The organism is Streptomyces sp. NBC_01515 (assembly GCF_045040345.1).
Classification (GTDB): domain Bacteria; phylum Actinomycetota; class Actinomycetes; order Streptomycetales; family Streptomycetaceae; genus Streptomyces.
This window is the reverse complement of the sequence record NZ_CP109416.1, coordinates 9,548,627-9,566,645: the sequence shown is the minus strand read 5'-3', so window position 1 is coordinate 9,566,645 and position 18,019 is coordinate 9,548,627. Positions and strand designations below refer to the sequence as shown.

General features: G+C 70.0%; 17 protein-coding genes and 1 tRNA gene. 14 read left to right on the top strand and 4 right to left on the bottom strand.

The annotated features are described in order from the left end of the window. Nucleotides 1-66: 66 nt before the first annotated feature. From OG407_RS42685 to OG407_RS42660, 6 genes are read left to right on the top strand one after another with little or no spacing between them, the layout of a single operon-like run. Entirely contained in the window at nt 67-1,164 is a 1,098-nt protein-coding gene (locus OG407_RS42685) for an enolase C-terminal domain-like protein (protein ID WP_405865817.1), read from the top strand. 32 nt (nt 1,165-1,196) lie between these two features. Continuing rightward, nucleotides 1,197-2,582: an ABC transporter substrate-binding protein gene (locus OG407_RS42680; protein WP_405865815.1), complete on the top strand. Its 1,386-nt coding sequence runs from the start codon at nt 1,197-1,199 to the stop codon at nt 2,580-2,582. Further along, entirely contained in the window at nt 2,579-3,508 is a 930-nt protein-coding gene (locus tag OG407_RS42675; protein WP_405865813.1) for a carbohydrate ABC transporter permease, read from the top strand. The genes OG407_RS42680 and OG407_RS42675 overlap by 4 nt, the downstream gene beginning before the upstream one ends. Further along, the gene (locus OG407_RS42670) at nt 3,505-4,419 is read left to right on the top strand and encodes a carbohydrate ABC transporter permease (protein WP_405865811.1); all 915 of its coding nucleotides are present in this window, start codon (nt 3,505-3,507) and stop codon (nt 4,417-4,419) included. The genes OG407_RS42675 and OG407_RS42670 overlap by 4 nt, the downstream gene beginning before the upstream one ends. 29 nt (nt 4,420-4,448) lie before the next feature. Next, complete coding sequence (locus OG407_RS42665) at nt 4,449-6,152, top strand: class I mannose-6-phosphate isomerase (protein ID WP_405865809.1); 1,704 nt, start codon at nt 4,449-4,451, stop codon at nt 6,150-6,152. Next, nucleotides 6,149-7,144, top strand: a complete 996-nt coding sequence (locus tag OG407_RS42660) for an ROK family protein (RefSeq protein ID WP_405865807.1) — start codon at nt 6,149-6,151, stop codon at nt 7,142-7,144. The genes OG407_RS42665 and OG407_RS42660 overlap by 4 nt, the downstream gene beginning before the upstream one ends. Here the strand turns inward: OG407_RS42660 and OG407_RS42655 are convergent. Then, nucleotides 7,126-7,199: transfer RNA gene (locus tag OG407_RS42655), tRNA-Pro, on the bottom strand. The two genes, OG407_RS42660 and OG407_RS42655, sit on opposite strands and share 19 nt — an antisense overlap. A gap of 99 nt (nt 7,200-7,298) precedes the next feature. Here OG407_RS42655 and OG407_RS42650 point away from each other — a divergent pair. From OG407_RS42650 to OG407_RS42635, 4 genes are all read left to right on the top strand, one after another. Further along, the gene (locus OG407_RS42650; RefSeq protein WP_328676110.1) at nt 7,299-7,820 is read left to right on the top strand and encodes a DUF309 domain-containing protein; all 522 of its coding nucleotides are present in this window, start codon (nt 7,299-7,301) and stop codon (nt 7,818-7,820) included. An 88-nt stretch (nt 7,821-7,908) separates the two neighbouring features. After that, nucleotides 7,909-8,682, top strand: coding sequence for a precorrin-6A synthase (deacetylating) (gene cobF, locus OG407_RS42645; protein ID WP_405865805.1), 774 nt, complete (start codon nt 7,909-7,911; stop codon nt 8,680-8,682). Nucleotides 8,683-8,755: 73 nt separating this feature from the next. Beyond that, nucleotides 8,756-10,834 carry an MDR family MFS transporter gene (locus tag OG407_RS42640; protein WP_405865803.1) on the top strand — a complete coding sequence of 693 codons (2,079 nt, stop codon included), beginning with the start codon at nt 8,756-8,758 and terminating at the stop codon, nt 10,832-10,834. A gap of 43 nt (nt 10,835-10,877) precedes the next feature. After that, nucleotides 10,878-11,363 (top strand): hypothetical protein, encoded by a 486-nt coding sequence (locus OG407_RS42635; protein ID WP_405865801.1) that lies wholly within the window; start codon nt 10,878-10,880, stop codon nt 11,361-11,363. Here OG407_RS42635 and OG407_RS42630 read toward each other — a convergent pair. Then, on the bottom strand, nt 11,347-12,096 hold the full coding sequence (locus tag OG407_RS42630) for a cobalt-precorrin-6A reductase (RefSeq protein ID WP_405865799.1): 750 nt from the start codon (nt 12,094-12,096) through the stop codon (nt 11,347-11,349). The genes OG407_RS42635 and OG407_RS42630 overlap by 17 nt on opposite strands. A gap of 33 nt (nt 12,097-12,129) precedes the next feature. After that, nucleotides 12,130-12,927, bottom strand: coding sequence for a sulfite exporter TauE/SafE family protein (locus OG407_RS42625; protein ID WP_405865797.1), 798 nt, complete (start codon nt 12,925-12,927; stop codon nt 12,130-12,132). A 114-nt stretch (nt 12,928-13,041) separates the two neighbouring features. On the opposite strand from OG407_RS42625, the gene OG407_RS42620 reads away from it, so the two are divergent. Both OG407_RS42620 and OG407_RS42615 read left to right on the top strand, forming a co-directional pair. Next, entirely contained in the window at nt 13,042-13,881 is an 840-nt protein-coding gene (locus OG407_RS42620; RefSeq protein WP_405865795.1) for an alpha/beta hydrolase, read from the top strand. A gap of 90 nt (nt 13,882-13,971) precedes the next feature. After that, nucleotides 13,972-14,784: an SAM-dependent methyltransferase gene (locus tag OG407_RS42615; RefSeq protein ID WP_405865793.1), complete on the top strand. Its 813-nt coding sequence runs from the start codon at nt 13,972-13,974 to the stop codon at nt 14,782-14,784. Nucleotides 14,785-14,819: 35 nt separating this feature from the next. Here OG407_RS42615 and OG407_RS42610 read toward each other — a convergent pair whose 3' ends face one another. Then, on the bottom strand, nt 14,820-15,323 hold the full coding sequence (locus OG407_RS42610; protein WP_405865791.1) for a MarR family winged helix-turn-helix transcriptional regulator: 504 nt from the start codon (nt 15,321-15,323) through the stop codon (nt 14,820-14,822). Between the two features lie 264 nt (nt 15,324-15,587). Between OG407_RS42610 and OG407_RS42605 the strand changes: the two genes are divergently transcribed. Both OG407_RS42605 and OG407_RS42600 read left to right on the top strand, forming a co-directional pair. Further along, nucleotides 15,588-16,625, top strand: coding sequence for a zinc-binding dehydrogenase (locus OG407_RS42605; RefSeq protein WP_405868894.1), 1,038 nt, complete (start codon nt 15,588-15,590; stop codon nt 16,623-16,625). 102 nt (nt 16,626-16,727) lie between these two features. After that, entirely contained in the window at nt 16,728-17,945 is a 1,218-nt protein-coding gene (locus tag OG407_RS42600) for a sensor histidine kinase (RefSeq protein WP_405865789.1), read from the top strand. Nucleotides 17,946-18,019: the final 74 nt, after the last annotated feature.

Sequence of the window (18,019 nt, the reverse complement as noted above, 5' to 3'; positions counted from 1 at the left end):
TACTCCGCGTCCGGATACTCCGCGTCGGAGCCGAAACCTTTCTCCCTACAGAAGACGAAAGCCAGGATGAAGATCACCCATGTCGAAGTGCACCGGATCGACGTTCCGGCAGCCAGTCCGCCCTTCCACTGGCGCGACGGGCTGAGCGGCAGCGCTCCGGTGGGCGACGGCGCGGTCCTGCACATCGGGACCGACGAGGGAGCCGAGGGCGTGGCGGTGTTCGCCCGTCCCGGCGCCCACTCCATGCTGCGGGACCTGGTGGACCGGGTCTTCCGCGCGGAACTGGTCGGAGCCGACCCGTTCCAGCGGGAGTGGCTGTGGCACCGGGTGTGGGAGCTGGACCGTATCCACGAACTCCCGCTCCCCACCCTGGGGTTGATCGACATCGCCCTGTGGGACCTGGCCGGCCGCTACCACGGCGAACCGGTCTGGCGCCTGCTCGGCGGTTTCCGGGACGCCATCCCCGCCTACGCCTCCACCTCGACGTTCGCCGGCATCGCGGAGTTCCTCGACGTGGCCGACCAGTGCCTGGAGCTGGGCTACCGGGGCATCAAGCTGCACGCGTGGGGCGACGCCCGCCGTGACGCGGAACTGTGCCTGGCCCTGCGCGAGCACGTCGGTCCCGACGTCCCGCTGATGTACGACGGTTCGGCGGGGTTCGACCTGCCCGACGCGATCCGGCTGGGGCGGGCGCTCTCCGAGGCCGACTACCTCTGGTACGAGGAGCCGATGCGGGAGTTCAGCATCTCCGCGTACCAGAGGCTGGCCGAGGTCGTGGGCGTACCGCTGCTGGTGGCCGAGACGTCCGACGGCGCGCACATGAACGCGGCGGACTTCATCCGGGCCGGTGCCGCCACCTTCGGTGTCCGGGCCGGCACCACCCTCCGGGGCGGCATCACCGGCGCCATGCGCACCGCGCATCTCGCCGACGCCTACCGGCTGCGCGCCGAGGTGCACGGTTCGGACATCCCCAACCACCACCTGTGCATGGCCATCTCCAACACCACCTACTACGAGTCCCTGGTGACCTCGGTGAACGTCGTCCGAGAGCGCCATGTGGACGACCAGGGCCTGGTGCACGCCCCCACGGGGCCCGGCATAGCCCTCCCCCTCGATTTCGGCTACGGCAGCCAACTCCTGCCGTTCGTCGAGCAACCGCGCTGAGCGGCGCAAGAACAGAAAGGCAAGGCAAGACGATGGAGTCTTCCCGATCTCCGAGAACAGGCCGGCGACACTCGCTGCTCCGCGCGGCGGCCGTCACGCTGTCCCTGGCCACCGCCGCCGCCCTGGCCGGCTGCGCCAGCGCCGACACCACCACCCCTTCCGCCTCCAAGCAGTCGGCGTTCAAGCCGGTTGCGCAGAAGGCGAATTCACAGATCACGGTGTGGGCCGACTCGACCCGGCTGCCGTCGGTGCAGGCGTACCAGAAGTCTCACCCGGACGTGAAGATGAAGATCGTCACGTACGACGGCGGCGCCGACGGATCGACGTACCTCCAGTCGAAGGTGCAGCTGTTCGACCGCACCGGCAGCGGCTGGCCGGACGTGGTGTTCGGCACGCCGACCGACGTGACCTGGGCGTCGCAGGCCACCAAGCCCGGCGCGCGGCCGTTCGCCGCGCCCCTGGACGAGAAGCTCGTACCGCAGAGCACCCTGGACGGCTTCGCCAAGGGCTCCCTGACGCCCTGTCAGTTCGACGGCCACACCTACTGCATGCGCAACGACATCGCGCAGGTCGTCCTCTGGTACAACAAGTCCCTTATGGACAAGTGGGGTTACCAGGTCCCCACCACATGGGAGGACTACGAGGCGCTCGGCACGAAGGTCGCCAAGGAGCACCCCGGCTACCTCGTCGGCTCGGTCGGCGACACCAACTCCCACGAGTCGTACTTCTGGTCGGGCCAGTGCCCCGCGTTCAGCCTGACGAAGCCGGACACCCTGCGCACCGACCTCCAGGACCCGAAGTGCACCCGGATGGCGACCCTGCTGGACCACCTGATCAGCGCCAAGGCCGTCGCCACCCAGGGCTTCTTCAGCCAGGGCTTCGCCAAGAACAGCGGCTCCAAAGTCCTTATGGCATACGGCCCTTCGTGGTACGGCCAGTACCTGTTCAAGGCCGGTTTCAAGACTCCGGCCAAGCAGATCGCCGCGGCACCTCCGCTGACCTGGAAGGGAGAGAGCACGGCTGCCACGGGCAACGTCGGCGGCGGTGTGTGGATGGTGTCCTCGCACAGCGCCAACCTCAAGGCGTCCTCGGATCTGGTGACTTGGCTGACCACCTCCGACGCGAATCAGGCGACCGCGCCCACCTACCCGGCGTACACCCAGGCCGCGAAGGCATGGCTGGCGAACCCGGTGAACAAGGACTACTTCGCCAATGACGTGAGCGGGCCGTTCGAGCAGGCCGCGAACGAGGTGTGGACCGGCTGGTCGAACACCAGGTTCTCGGACTCCACCGCCTGGTCCAGCGTCGTACTCCCGGCGCTGACCGCCGGAAAGAGCCTGACCGAGACGCTGCCGGCCTGGCAGAAGGAAATCGCCGGCGAGGCAAAGACCCAGGGCTACAAGGTGGTCGGTCAGTGACCCTGCTGGAGACCGAGCGCGTCACCGTCTCCCCCGTGCGCCGCGCCACGCCGCGGCGCACGGGCCGCGGTCGCGCGGGCTACTTCTTCGTCGCGGGCTACGCGCTGCTGCTGCTCGCGTTCGGCGTCTTCCCCACCGGGTACGCGTTCTACCTGTCGCTCACCAACGACCGGGGCCAGTTCACCGGGCTCAACCAGTTCACGAAGGTCGTCCAGGACTACCGCTTCGCCCCGGCCTTCACCCACATGCTGATCTATCTGGTCCTGTGGCTGGTGACGCTCGTCGTCCTGGTCGTGCTGACCGCCGTGATCCTGCGCAGCCGCGTGCGGCCGGGCACCTCGGCGCTCTTCCGCTTCCTCTACTACATCCCCGGCGCCCTCGCCGGAGTGGCGAGCGTGCTGGTCTGGCTGTTCATGCTGGACCCCGATGTCAGCCCGGTGTCACGGCTGTTGACCGCCCTGGGGTTCAAGACGTTCGCCGCCGTCCTGGCGCCCGGCAACCTGCCGCTGATCCTCATGCTGATCGCCTTTTGGACCGGTGCAGGCGGTTGGATGGTCGTGATGTACGGGGCGTTGAACAACATCCCCGACGAGGTGCTGGAAGCGGCCCGCATGGACGGCGCGGGACCGTGGCGCACCGCCTGGCACATCCAGATCCCGATGATCCGGCAGTGGATCGTCTACATGGCGATCATGGCCTTCGCGACGGGCACCCAGCTGTTCGTGGAGCCCCAACTCCTCCAGACCGCCAGCCTCGGCAGGGTGAGTCCCACCTGGTCACCCAACCAACTGGCGTACGTCTACGCCTTCCAGCAGGGCGACTTCAACGGCGCCGCCGCCATCTCCGTCGTCCTCCTCGCCGTGGGCCTCCTGGCCGCCGGTCTCCTGGTCGCCCGCTCGAACCTGTTCACGTTGGACGAGAAATGACACAGACGACTCTCTCCCTGACGGCCATGAGGCGACGCGTCCGCCCGTCAAAGAGCCTCCCCTTCCTGGTCGTTGGACTCCTCCTGGCCTTCCTCCTGGTGTTCTTCGTCCTGCCGGTGATCTGGCTGCTGCTGGCACCGTCGAAGACCGCCGGCGAAGTGGTGCGGGACAACCCGCTGTCCTTCGGCTCGTTCCATCAAATAGGCACGGCCTGGCGGCACTTGTTCGCCTTCCAGGATGGCGCCATGACGAGGTGGCTGCTCAACTCGGCCATCTACTCGGGCGGTTCACTCGTCCTGACGCTGGCCGTCAGCGTCCCGGCCGGCTACGCGCTGGCGCTGACGAAGTTCCGGGGACGCAAGACACTCCTCGTGATCACCCTGGTCACCATGATCATGCCGCAGGCCACCCTGGTGCTGCCGATCTTCCTGGAACTCAACCGCTTCCATCTCATCGGCACCGTCTGGTCGTTGATACTCCCGTTCTCCTTCTATCCGTTCGGCGTGTACCTGGTCTACATCTACTTCGGGAGCAGCCTCCCCAAGGACCTGCTGTCCGCCGCGCGCATCGACGGCTGCACCGAGTGGCAGCTCTTCGCGCGCATCGCGCTCCCGCTCGCCAAGCCGGTGGTCGGACTGGTCGCGTTCTTCAGCTTCGTGGGCAACTGGAACAACTTCTTCCTGCCCTACCTCGTCCTGCCGAACAGCGAGCAGTTCCCCGTCCAGGTGGGACTGAACCAACTCCTCACCTCCACACCGTCGTTCAATCCGGTCGCCGGCGCCGGCCTGAACATCACCATCCCGGAACTCGCCCTGGCCATCGTCATCGCCATCCTGCCCGTGCTGGTGCTCTTCCTCTTCTCGCAGCGCACGCTGGTGTCCGGGATGCTCGCCGGATCGAGCAAGGAATGAGCGGCGCCCTGTCCGCGAAAGGAAACCCCGTGTACCGGCTCGATCCGCGCTACGCCCCCGCCCCCCAGGCCGCCCTCCACACCGGTTGGCAGGCAGTGGCCTCCCAACTCCCCACCGGCCCGGCGGTGTTGGCCATCGACGGCCCCCCGTCCGTCGACTGGTCCCTCCTCGCCGACCGCCTCGCACACGAGCTGACCGAGCGCGGCACCCCCGTCACCCTGCTCGACATCCGGAGCCACTACGCACCGCCGGCACGCGTCAGGAGCCGTACCGAACACCTGGCAGACGCCGACGACCCCTACTTCCGCAAGCTCGCCGACAACCCCCTCGACGACCTCTTCGAAACCCTCCCGACCCTCCCGGTCCCCGCACCACCACAGACAGGACTGCTCCTCGTCCACGGCCCCGGCGCCGCCCTCGTGGAGCACGACCTGCTCTGGTACGCCGATGTGCCGAAGCGCTACGCGGAGGCCGCCGTCGGCGCGGGTGAGACCGGCTCCAACCTCGGACTGCCGGACGAGAAGCCCGACTTCAGACGCCTCTTCTACATCGACTGGCCGATGCTCGACCGGCACCGCGACACACTCGCACCCCACCTCGACGCCTGGCTCGACATGCAGCGCCCCGAGCACCCGGCGTGGATCGACGGAGCGGACCTGCGCGCCACGTACGCCACCCTGGCCCACAAGCCCGTCCGCACCCGCCCGTACTTCAACTCCACTCCCTGGGGCGGCCATTGGGCCCAGCGCGAACTCGGCTTCAACCCCGACTCCCCCAACACCGCGCTCGGTTACGAACTGATCGCACCCGAAGCAGGCATCCTCATCGGCACCGGACCGGAGACCCAGGCCGAGGTGCCGTTCCAACTCCTGTGCGTACTGGAGCCGTTGAGCGTACTCGGGGCAGAGGTGCACGCCCGCTTCGGCACGTCCTTCCCGATCCGCTTCGACTACCTGGACACCGTCGGCGGCGGCAGCCTCTCCGTGCACTGCCACCCGAAGGAGCCGTACATGCGCGAGCGTTTCGGCTGGGCGTACACCCAGCACGAGACGTACTACCTCACCCTCGGCAGCACCGGCACCAAGGTGTTCCTCGGCCTGCGCGAGGACGCCGACGTGGACGTCTTCCGCAAGGAGGTGGAACGGTCCATCACCGACGGAGTACCCATGGACCCCGAGGACCACGTCCTCGCCTTCCCCGCCGAACAGGGCCAGTTGTTCATGATCCCGGCAGGCACCCCGCACGCCAGCGGCGCGGGCAACCTCGTGCTGGAGATCAGCGCCACCCCCTACCTGTACAGCCTGAGGTTCTACGACTGGCTGCGGCCCGGCGCCGACGGCAACCCGCGCCCCCTCCCCTACGAGCACGGGTTCGCCAACCTGGAGACCGGACGACGCGGGGAGGCCGTCGCCCGCGACCTGGTCCAGAGGCCGCGCACCCTGCGCGAGGGCACCGGTTGGCGGGAGGAGACCATCGGCGCGCTGCCCGAGATGTTCTACGAGGTCAGGAGATTCGTCCTCGACGCCGGGGTCGAGGCGGTCGACGACACACAGGGACGGTTCCACATCCTGAACGTGGTCGAAGGGGAAGGCGTCACGGTGCGCACGGCGGCCGGAGACCGGCACGAACTGGCCTACGCGGAGACGCTCACCGTGCCGGCCGCGGTAGGCCGCTACACCCTGCGAGCAACAACCGGCGGCCCGGTGCGTGTCGTGAAGGCGCTGGTCCGTTGATCCCTGTCCTGGAGATCGGCGGCACCCATGTCACCGCGGCGCTCGTCGACCCGCGCGACGGCCGCGTCACCAGCCGTACGCGCAAGCCGCTCGACGCGGACGGCGACGCCGAAGCCATACTCGGCCGCGTACGCGACTGCGCCGACGGACTGCCGGTACCTCCTGGCGCACGGTGGGGCGTGGCGGTGCCCGGACCGTTCGACTACGCACGGGGGATCGCCCTCTTCAAGGGGGTGGGCAAGTTCGACGCCCTGTACGGGACGGACATGCGAGCGGCACTCCTCCACGGACTACGACAGCGCCCCGGCGCCATCGTGTTCCTCAACGACGCCCACGCCTTCCTGACCGGCGAGTGGTCGGCAGGCACCGTCCGCGGACACCGCCGTGCCGTGGGCATCACGCTCGGCACCGGTGTCGGCTCCGCGTTCCTCGCCGACGGCCGCATCCGCGACACCGGTCCCGGCATACCGCCCGAGGGCCGGATGGACCTCACCGAGATCGACGGCCGGCCACTGGAGGACACCGTCTCCCGCAGGGCGATCCTCGCCCGCTACGGCGACCCCGCCGCCGACGTGAGCGACATCGCCGGACGAGCCCGAGCGGGGGAAGAGCGGGCCCGGCGGGTACTGGAAGACGCCTTCAGGACACTGGGCGTCGCACTGGGCCCGCGCATGGTGGACTTCGGCGCGACCGCCCTGGTCGTCGGCGGCTCCATGGCCCGCTCCTGGGACCTCGTCGCCCCCGCTCTGGCCACCGGTCTCGCGGCCGGGGGCTGGACACCGGACGACCCGGGTGCCCGCGCGGATCCGCCGCCTCCCGGAGCCCGCGCGATCAGACCCGCCGGCTCCGCGGAGGACGCCGCACTGGTCGGCGCGGCCCGCGCGGCAGGCGGCGCGCTCAACCCCGAGGACGGGAAACGCCCCATACGAAAAGGGCCCCCGCAAGCTCTCGCCTGCGAAGACCCTTCACACCGTCGGGACGACAGGATTTGAACCTGCGACCCCTTGACCCCCAGTCAAGTGCGCTACCAAGCTGCGCCACGTCCCGGTGCGCTTCGCACGGAGAACCGTGTGATCGCGCGAACTGCACTTTACCCCACGCCGGGGGGTGCGCCGAAGCCGGTGCCGGGCGCGGGACAATCGTCGTATGAGCGACACAACCTCAGGCGGTACGGCCGGTGCGCGGGACCGGGACGGCGAGGGGCGGGCGCGCAATGCCCGGCCTCGGGACGGGCTCGGGCGACCGTTGCCGTACGACGCGGACGGTGTGGCGAGGCAGCCCGAGGGGGTCGTGCGGGCGCCGGAGGACACCGTCGTGGAGGCGCAGGCGCTGCTCGACGAGGGGAAGCCGTTCCACGCGCACGAGGTCTTCGAGGACGCCTGGAAGTCGGGGCCGGACGAGGAGCGCGCCCTGTGGCGCGGGCTCGCCCAGCTCGCCGTGGGCCTCACGCACGCGGCCCGCGGGAACGTCACCGGCGGGGTCCGGCTGCTGCGGCGCGGTGCCGGGGGCGTCGAGGAGTGGGCGGCCCGGTCGGGGCGGGAGCGGCCGTACGGGATGGATCTCGCGGGGGTCGCGGCCTGGGCGCGGGGGCTCGGGGACGATGTGGAGCGGGGCGGCGGGAGTGTCGACGCGGGGGCGCGGGCGCCTCGGCTGCGCGGGACGTCGTAGCCGACGGGGAGTTCGAATCGTCCCGGTATGTGTCGACAGGTTCCGGTGCGGTGTACGGGCTGTCAGTGGCGTGGGGCAGACTCGGGGTGTGCGAAAGATTCATGTCATCGGTATCGGCGCGGGCGACCCCGAGCAGCTGACCCTGCAGGCGGTCAGGGTGCTGCGGAGCACGGACGTGTTCTTCATCCTCGACAAGGGCGAGGTGAAGTCGGATCTCACCCGGCTCCGCCGGGACATGCTCGACGCGCACCTGCCGGAGGGGACGTACCGCCTGGTCGAGGCGCGGGACCCGGAGCGCGACCGGAAGGCCGGGGGTGCCGCGTACTCGCCCGCGGTCGGGGACTGGCGCAGTGCCCGCGCGGACATCTACGAGCGGCTCGTCGCCGAGGAGTTGGGCGAGGACGAGAGCGGCGCGTTCCTGGTGTGGGGCGATCCCTCGCTGTACGACAGCACGCTCGGCATCCTGGAGGAGATCCTGGAGCGGGGTGCGGTGGCGTTCGAGTACGACGTCGTGCCCGGCATCAGCAGTGTCTCGGCGCTCGTCGCCCGGCACCGCACGGGACTCAACCGGGTCGCCCGGCCGGTGCAGATCACCACGGGCCGACGGCTGTCCGAGGGGTTCCCGGACGGCGTGGACGACGTGGTCGTGATGCTGGACGCGCACCAGGCGTTCCGGCGGTACGCCGACCAGGACATCGACATCTACTGGGGCGCCTACCTGGGCACCCCGGACGAGATCCTCGCCTCCGGTCCGATAGCCGAGGCCGCCCCGCGCATCGAGCGGCTGCGCGCGGAGGCCCGTGAGCGCAAGGGCTGGATCATGGACACGTATCTCCTGCGGCGGCACCCGAAGGGCGAGTAACGGGCGGGGGTTCTGGCACCCGAGCGGACCCGCCCACTGTGCAGAGGTGGCCCCCTGGTGTGAAAGTGACCTCGTGACAGTCGCCGAGGAAACCTCGCTGCCTTCCGCGCAGCAGCCCCCCGTGCTGGATTCCCGCCGCCGCAACGTCGTCTTCGTGACGATCATGCTGGGCATGCTGCTGGCGGCCCTCGACCAGACGATCGTCGGTACGGCCCTGCCGACGATCGTGTCGGACCTGGGCGGTGCCGAGCACATGTCGTGGGTGGTCACCGCCTATCTGCTGGCGGAGACCGTCGCGACCGTGCTGGTCGGCAAGTTCGGCGACCTGTTCGGCCGCAAGGTGGTCTTCCAGGTCTCGGCGATCGTGTTCATCTCGGGCTCGTTCCTGTGCGGCTTCTCCACCAACATGACACTGCTGATCGCCTGGCGCGCGGTGCAGGGCATCGGCGCGGGCGGCCTGATGGTGACGGCCATGGCACTGATCGCCGACGTCATCCCGCTGCGCGAACGCGGCAAGTACCAGGGCGCGATCGGCGCGGTGTTCGGCGTCGCCACGGTCATCGGACCGCTGCTCGGCGGCCTGTTCACCGACCACCTCACCTGGCGCTGGGCGTTCTACGTGAACGTCCCGATCGCGATCGTCGTCGTCATCGCGGCGGCCCGCACCATCCCCGTGGTCAAGTCGGCGATGCGGCCCGTCATCGACTACCTGGGCATCGCGCTCGTCGCGGTCGGCGCGAGCTCGCTGATCCTGGCGACGAGTTGGGGCGGCAACGAGTACGCGTGGGGTTCGGCGACCATCATCGGCCTGTTCGTGGGCGGCGCGATCGCGCTCGGCCTGTTCTGCTGGGTGGAGACCCGGGCCGAGCAACCCATGCTGCCCATGCGGCTGTTCACCAACCCGGTGTTCGCGGTCTGCTCGATCCTCAGCTTCATCGTCGGTTTCGCGATGCTCGGCGCGCTGACGTATCTGCCGACCTATCTGCAGTACGTCGACGGCGACTCGGCCACGATCTCGGGTGTGCGGACGCTGCCCATGGTGATGGGACTGCTGATCGCGTCCGTCTTCAGCGGCAACGTGGTCAGCAAGACCGGCCAGTACCGCATCTTCCCGATCATCGGCTCCGCGGTGATGGGCGTCGGCCTGTATCTGATGTCCCTCATGGGCCCGGGCACCGGCGCGTTCCTGGAGTCGGTGTACATGTTCGTGCTCGGCACCGGCATCGGACTGTGCATGCAGGTGCTGACGATCGCCGTGCAGAACACCGTCGAGTACACCGACCTCGGCACCGCGACCTCCGGCGTCACCTTCTTCCGTACGCTGGGCAGTTCGTTCGGTACGGCCGTCTTCGGCACGATCTACGCCAACAGCCTGGGCCCCAACCTCAAGGACGGGATCGCCACGGCGGCGAAGACCAGCGCGCTGAACCCGGCCGTGATCACCAAGGCGGCGACCAGCCCCGAGGGCCTGCACAAGCTGCCGCACGCCGCCGCCGCGCCGATCATCAACGCCTACGCCGACACCATCCACACGGTGTTCCGGTGGACGGTCCCGGTCGCCGTGATCGGCTTCGTCGTCGCCCTGTTCCTCAAGCAGGTCCAGCTGCGCGACAGCGCGCGGATGGGCTCCACCGACATGGGCGAGGGCTTCGCGTCACCGCGCGGCGCGGACTCGCAACGGCTCCTCGAAGCGGCCGTCGGCAAGGTCATCGGCAGCACGGACCTGGACACCGCCCGGCGGATCATCACGGGCTCCGACACCCGGCTGGACGTCGCCGGTGCCTGGGCCGTGATGCAGGTCGAACTGTTCGGCAGGATGGTCGGCCACGCGAGCCTCGGCCTGATCGCCGCCCGCCGCCACCTGCCTCCGGAGGTGCTTCTCCCGGTCTTCGACCGCATGGTCCAGGAGGGCTATCTGACCCGCGACGGCTACCTCCTCTCCCACACCGCGGCCGGCGAACGCGAGGCCGAGGTCATCGGCAAGGCGTGGGGCACCTGGCTGGAGGACCGCGTCCAGCAGGACATCGGCCGCCCCTCGGGCACGGATCTGCGCGCCGCGGTCGACTCCATCGCCAAGCGGCTCCTCGTGGAGGACCTGAGCTCCGGACTGCCGCAGCGCGCGGCGGAGTTGGAGACCAGTTCGGCGCCGTGAAAACCGGGTGAACGGTGAAAGGGGCTCCGGTCATACTCACGGCATGTCCCCGACGCCCGTGCGCTTCTACGACCCGCGCGCCACGCTCGCCGACTTCGCGTCGTCGATACTGGTCCGCTGCCCGCGCTGCGAGCGGAGCGCGTACTTCGGGCGACGCCCGTGCACCCCGCCGAGCGCCGACCGCGGGACACATCCGCACTCCCGCCTGGTCTGCCGGTCCTGCGGCCTGTGCCGGGACGGCAGCCGTCCGTACAGCTTCTCGCGGTACCCCAGCGCCTGCTCCTACCCGGCCCTGTGGCTGCGGACCGGCACCAGACACGGAGAGTTGTGGGCGTACAACCTCCAACACCTGGACCTGATCAGGCGGTTCGTCGCCGCCGACCTGCGCGAGCGCGCGCCCTGGTACGACACCGGTCAGAAGATGACGCTGGTCGCCCGCCTTCCGGCCTGGATGAAGAACGCCAAGAACCGGACCGAGGTACTGCGCGCGGTGGACCGTCTCCGGGCCACGGTCAGCGCCCCGGGCTGAGCCCCAGCCGCTCCAGCGCCCCGGCGACATCAGGCACCGCGCTCACCCCGTCCGGCAACGGCGGCCGTCGTACGACCACGACGGGGACGCCCGCCTCCCGCGCGGCCGTGAGTTTCGCCGCCGTCGCCGCTCCCCCGCTGTCCTTCGTCACGATCACGTCGATCCGGTGTTCGTGGAGCAGCGCCGACTCGTCGGCCACCGTGAACGGCCCGCGTGCCAGCAGCACGTCGACGTCCGGCGGCATCGGGGGCTCGGGCGGCTCCACCGACCGTACGACGAAGTGCAGTTGGGCGAGGTGGGCGAAGGCGGCGAGGCCGAGGCGGCCGGTGGTGAGCAGGACCCGGCGTCCGAGTGCGGGCAGTGCCTCGGCGGCCTCGCTCAAGGAAGCGACCGGGTGCCAGTGGTCCCCGGGCCCCGGCTGCCAGCCCGGCCTGCGCAGCACGACCACCGGCAGCCCGGTCGCCGCACCGGCCCGCGCCGCGTTCGCGGTGATCGTCGCCGCGAAGGGGTGGGTGGCGTCGACGACGGCGTCCACGTGGTGCTCGCGCAGCCATGCGGCCAGCCCCTCGGTTCCGCCGAATCCGCCGATCCGTACGTCCCCGGCCAGCGCGCCCTGCCGTGACACCCGCCCGGCGAGGGACGTGGTCACCTTCAGCTCGGGAAGTGCCGTCAGCTCGGCGGCCAGTTCACGTGCCTCGGTGGTGCCGCCGAGGATCAGGATGTGCGGGGACATGCGGCGAGCGTACGAGGTCACGGGGCGGAGGGGTCAGCGGAGGAGCAGTTGCAGGCCGCCGATGATCGTCGCCGCGATCACCAGTTGCTCGAACAATCGCTGGTTGATTCGGTTCACAGCCCATTTGCCGATCAACGCACCGGGCACGACGAACGCCGCGAGCGCCGCGTCAAGGAGGAGGGAGTGCCCGTCGATCAGGCCGAGGCCCACGCTGAAGGGCACCTTGGTCACGTTGACGATCAGGAAGAAGAACGCCGACGTGCCGAGGAAGCCCAGCTTCCGGAAGCCCGCGGAGAGCAGGTACATCGACATCACCGGGCCGCCCGCGTTGGCGACCATCGTGGTGAAACCGCCGAGCACACCGTAGGAGCGCGCCTTCGCCCGCCCGGACCTGGTGGCGACGGAGTCCGGCTCGTCGGCAGCCCCTGCCGAGTCCCCAGCCGCCGCCTCCGCCTTGCGCCGGCGCCACAGAGTGACCCCCGCCATGAACAGCAGAATCGCCCCGATCGACGTCCGTACGACCGCGTCGTCCGCCCACACCAGGAACAGCGTCCCGATCACGACTCCCGCCGCGACCGCCGGGAACAGCCGCCACAGGGTGGGCCAGTGGGCGTGCCGACGGTAGGTGAGGACGGCGAGGACGTCGCCGACGATCAGGATCGGGAGCAGGACGCCGGTGGAGGCACGCGCGGGCAGCACGGCCGCGAAGATCGCCAGGCTGACCGTGTTGGCCCCGCTCACGGCGGTCTTCGAGAAGCCGACGAGCAGGGCCGCGGCGGCGAGCGCGGCGAATTCCCAGCCGGATATGTGCCAGAGAGTCATCGTGTTCATGCGAGGACCGATGGTATGTCCATACATCTGCCAGCGTAAGGAGTGTCTCGTCAGATGGCCCCTGCCACCCCGCGGCGGACCGGGGCATCAGATGAGCGATGCTAGTTTTCGGGTGTGGACGACACCCGCGAGCATGTCCTCTCCGGCACCCGGAACCCGATCACCGCACACGAGTGGCCGCACGAACACCCGCGGTTCGTCGCCCTCGTCGCACACGGATACGGCGAACACATCGGCCGCTACGCCGAGTTGGCCGCCGTACTGCAGACGAACGGCGCGGCGGTCTTCGGTCCCGACCACCAGGGCCACGGCACATCGGCCGGCGAGCGCGTGCTGATCGGGGACTTCGAGGACGTGGTCACGGACCTGCACGCCGTCGCCGACCTGGCCCGCGCCACGTACCCGGGCGTCCCCCTCGTTCTCATCGGCCACTCCATGGGCGGCCTGATCGCCTCCCGCTTCGCTCAGCGCTACGGCGACGAGCTGGCCGCGCTCGTGCTGTCCGGACCGGTGATCGGCGCCTGGGAACTGCCGGGCCGGCTGCTCGCCCTCGACGAGATCCCCGACATCCCGATCAGCCCGGCCGCGCTGTCCCGCGACCCCGGTGTCGGTGCGGCGTACGCGGCGGATCCGCTGGTCTGGCACGGTCCAATGAAGCGGCCGACGCTGGAGGCCTTCGCCCAAACCCTCAAGATCGTGGGCGAGTTGGGGAACGTCGGCGGACTCCCCCTGCTCTGGCTGCACGGCGGTGACGACCGGCTCGTCCCGCTCACCGGCAGCCGGGGCGGCGTGGAGCGGTTGAGCGGCGGCGAGTTGACCGAGCGCGTGTATCCGGGCGCCCGGCACGAGGTGTTCAACGAGACGAACCGGGCGGAGGTCTTCGCGGACCTGATCCGTTTCCTGGACGGGGTGTTGAGCAGCGCCACCCAAAACGGCACCACCCGGTCGGCATGAGCGTGCCAAACTTCTCGCACAGCCCACGGGAGTCGTCGTACCCGGCCCGTGCGGGTCGTCGTAGGGCACCGTCGAGCAGAGGAGCATCGCGTGACCGGGTCAGAGCCGGCCGTCCAGCGGATCGACACGTCGAAGCCGCATCCGGCGCGGGTGTACGACTGGTTCCTCGGCGGCAAGGACAACTACCCGGTCGACGAGCAACTCGGCAGGCGGATCACGTCACTTGACCCGGGCGCCCCGCGGACCGCGCGTGCCAACCGCTGGTTCATGCGGCGGGCGACGCGGATGCTCGTCCGGGAGTCGGGCATCCGTCAGTTCCTGGATGTCGGCACCGGCATACCGACCGCGCCCAACCTCCATCAGATCGCCCAGTCCACGGCGCCGGACGCGCGGGTCGTGTACGTCGACAACGACCCGATCGTGCTCGCCCACGCGGCGGCACTGCTGCGCGGTACGCCCGAGGGTGCGACGGAGTACATCCAGGCGGACGCCCGCGAACCGCTCACGATCCTCCAACAGGCCGCCCGCGTCCTCGACTTCGACCGCCCGATCGCCCTGTCCCTCATCGCCCTGCTGCACTTCATCCCGGACGAGGACGGCGCCCACGAGCTGGTGGCGACCCTCATCGACGCGCTGGCGCCGGGGAGTTGCCTCGTGCTGTCCGCGATGACGGCCGACCTGGAACGGGAGAAGGTCGAGCGGGGCATCGCCGCCTACGCGGCGGGCGGGGTGACCCTGGTGGCCCGCTCGCACGCCGAAGTGAGCGCCATCTTCAAGGGACTTGAGCCGATGGACCCCGGCATCGTGTCCGTGTCCGAGTGGCACCCCGAACTCGCGGAGGACGAGACCCCGCTCGGCGAGGGGCCGGTCTCGTTGTACGGCGGGGTCGGCTTCAAGGTCTGAGGTTTCCGATGGAGCACGGCCGGGTTCCCGAGCCGTCAGGCGGACGTCTCGACGTCCACGGCTGCCTCGGCATGGCTGACGAAGTCGTCGACCAGCCGGTGGAAGAGGCCCGCGAGGTGGCGTAGGTCCTCGGCGGACCAGTGGATCAGGGCCATCTCGATGCCGCGGCGGCTCGCGTCCCGGATGCGGTTGACGGCGGCCAGGCCGCTGTCGGTGAGCTGGACGCGCTGGGCGCGGCCGTCGTCGGGGTCCGGGATGCGGACCACATGGCCGAGCTGCTCCAACTGCCGTAGCTGGCGCGTGACATGGGATGCCTCCACGGACATCCGGACCGCCAGCACACCGGGGCGCAGCGGCTCGCTCTCGGCGATGTAGCGGAGGATCGACACGGCGGCCCGGTCCAGCGGCAGCCCGGCCAGCGCCATCAACCGCTCGTGCTGCCGGGCCCGCCCCGCCAGGTAGGCGATGCGGGTGAGGACCCGCTCGATCTCGGCTACGTCCTCCGGAACGGGCGCTGTTACGGGTGGCAGTGTGGACATGCGCCCACCGTAACAGCTACTTGCCTGAGTTAAGCAAAGTCGGAAACGGTTGCTTGACTCAAGTAACGCATTTATGGTTGCCTAACTCAAGCAAGCCCAGAGCTGGGGCCGCCTGAGCGGAGGTGTCCCCGTCGCGCCGTACGCCGTGGGGACGGAGTACGGCGCAGTCACCGGTCCCGGCGACCGGAGCACTCCCCCCGTCCGCCGCCGGGGCCGGTGACACCCCTCACGCATCCCCTCACGCACATGGAAAGCGAGCCCCTCATGGCCACGATGAAGTCCGTACGGACCGGCGCCGTCGACGCGATCGACGTGGTGGACGTCGAGCGTCCGGCGCCCGGGCCGAAGGACGCCCTCATGAAGATCCGCGCCTGCGGGATCTGCGGCACCGACACCTTCTTCCTGCACCTCGGCGGCGGCCCCTTCGGACCCGGCGGCGCCATGGCCCCGGTCCCCCTCGGCCATGAGCCGGCCGGTGAGATCGTCGAGGTCGGCGCGGAGGTCGAGGGCCTGAAGGCCGGGGACCGGGTGGTCGTCAACCCGCAGGGCGCGCCCAGCGGAATCATCGGCTGCGGCGGCAAGCACGGTGCCATGAGCGACTACCTCCTCCTGGAGGACTGCGAGATCGGCAGGAGTGTCACCGTCTTCCCCGAGACCGTGCCGTTCGACGTCGCCGCGCTCAACGAGCCGATGGCCGTCGCCCGGCACGCCGTCAACCGGTCCGAGGCGAAGCCCGGCGACAAGGTCGTCATCTTCGGTGCCGGGCCGATCGGGCTGGGCGCGGCGATCTGGCTGAAGCTGCGCGGGGTCGAGCACGTCGTCGTCGCGGACGTCATCGCCTCACGCCTGGAGACCGCGCTCGCCGTCGGCGCCGACGCCGTGATCAACTCCGCCGAGGAGGACGTCACCGCCCGGCTGACCGAGCTGCACGGCCAGGCGGCCAACGCGCTCGGCCAGCCCCGCCCCGGCACGGACATCTACATCGACGCCGCCGGTGTCGCCGCGGTCGTCAACACCACGGTCGACTCCGCGAAGTGGGGCGCCAAGCTGGTGATGGTCGCCGTACAGAAGAAGGGCGCCGACATCGACCTCGGCGGGATGCTGCGCAGCGAGCTGACGCTGATCGCCTCGCAGGGCTACCCCACCGAGATCTTCGAGGTCACGCGGGAGATCGCCGAGCACCACGAGCGGTTCGCCAAGCTGATCAGCCATCGCGTGCCCTTCGCCGAGGTCGGGGACGCCTTCGACCTCGCGCTGACACCGGGCGCGGCGGAGAAGGTCGTCGTCACCTTCGACGAGTAGTCGTGGGCACGCGGGTTCCCGCCGTCGGCAGCGGTCGACGGCGGGACCCCGCGGACGGCCGGCCTTCTCGGACAGGAACCCCCACCCCATGATCCCCACGCCATGATCAACCGCCTGCAACGACTGCTGCGCTGCCGTCCCCGCACCGTCGACCTGGTCATCGCCGCCGCGCTCTTCGCCTGTTCCTTCCCGGGCAGCGTGCTGACGCTCCCGGGACGCGACCTCGAAGTCCCTTGGTGGCCAGGCGTGTTGGTCGCGGGTGTCGCGTCCGTCGCCCTGCTGTGGCGGCGCACCCTGCCGCGCACCACGGTGGTGGTCACCCTCTGCTGTGCCACGGCCGTGGCCGCACTCGGCTACATCCTCACGGTCCTGGTGATCGGACCGCTGATGGTCGCGCTCTACACCCTGGCCCGCGGTTTCGACCGGACCACCGCGAACCTGTTCACCGTCTCCGGCATCGCCCTGCTGCTGGGCACGACCCTGGTCGTGGGCCCCGACACCGAACCGCTGGTCCTGAAACTGGTCGGGCCGGTCTTCTGGCTGCTGCTGCCGACCTCCCTCGGCACCACGACCCGGCTCCGCGCGGCCTACCTGGAGGCGGTGCGGGCCCGCGCCGACCACGCGGAACGCACCCGGGAGAACGAGGCACGGCACCGCGTCACCGAGGAACGCATGCGGATCGCCCGCGACCTCCACGACGTCGTCGCCCATCACCTCGTCCTGGCCAACCTCCAGGCAGGCACAGTCGTACGGCTGATGCGCAGTCGCCCCGAGGAGGCCGAGCGGATCGCCGGTGAACTCGCGGGCACCACCCTGTCGGCCGTACGCGAACTCAAGGCCACCGTCGGCCTGTTGCGTCACGCCGACGACTCCGAGACCCCGTCGGGGCCCGCACCCGGTCTGGCCCAACTCGCCGAGCTGGCCGCCTCGTTCGAGCCCGCCGGGCTGACCGTCACCGTCAACACCGAAGGCACACCACGGCCGTTGTCCGCCGGTGCGGATCTCACGGCGTACCGCATCGTGCAGGAAGCACTCACCAACGTGACCAAGCACGCGGGCACCGGCTCGGCGGAGGTGCGGCTCACCTACGCGCACGACCGGCTGGGCATCACCGTCACGGATCACGGCGGTACGGCGGCTCCCGCCTCCCCCGCGACGCCTTCCTCCCCCGCTCGGGCCGACGGCTACGGCGTGATCGGCATGCGCGAGCGTGCCCTGTCCGCGGGAGGGCGGCTCCGGGCCGGGCACCGGGCAGGGGGCGGCTTCGAGGTCGTCACCGAACTGCCGCTGCTGCCCCACACCCAGAATTCACTTGCGTAAGTCAATCAATCTCATTATGGTTGAGTGAGTCAAGCAAGTCGGCTCGTCCAGACCGTCACGCTCGTTCCAGATGG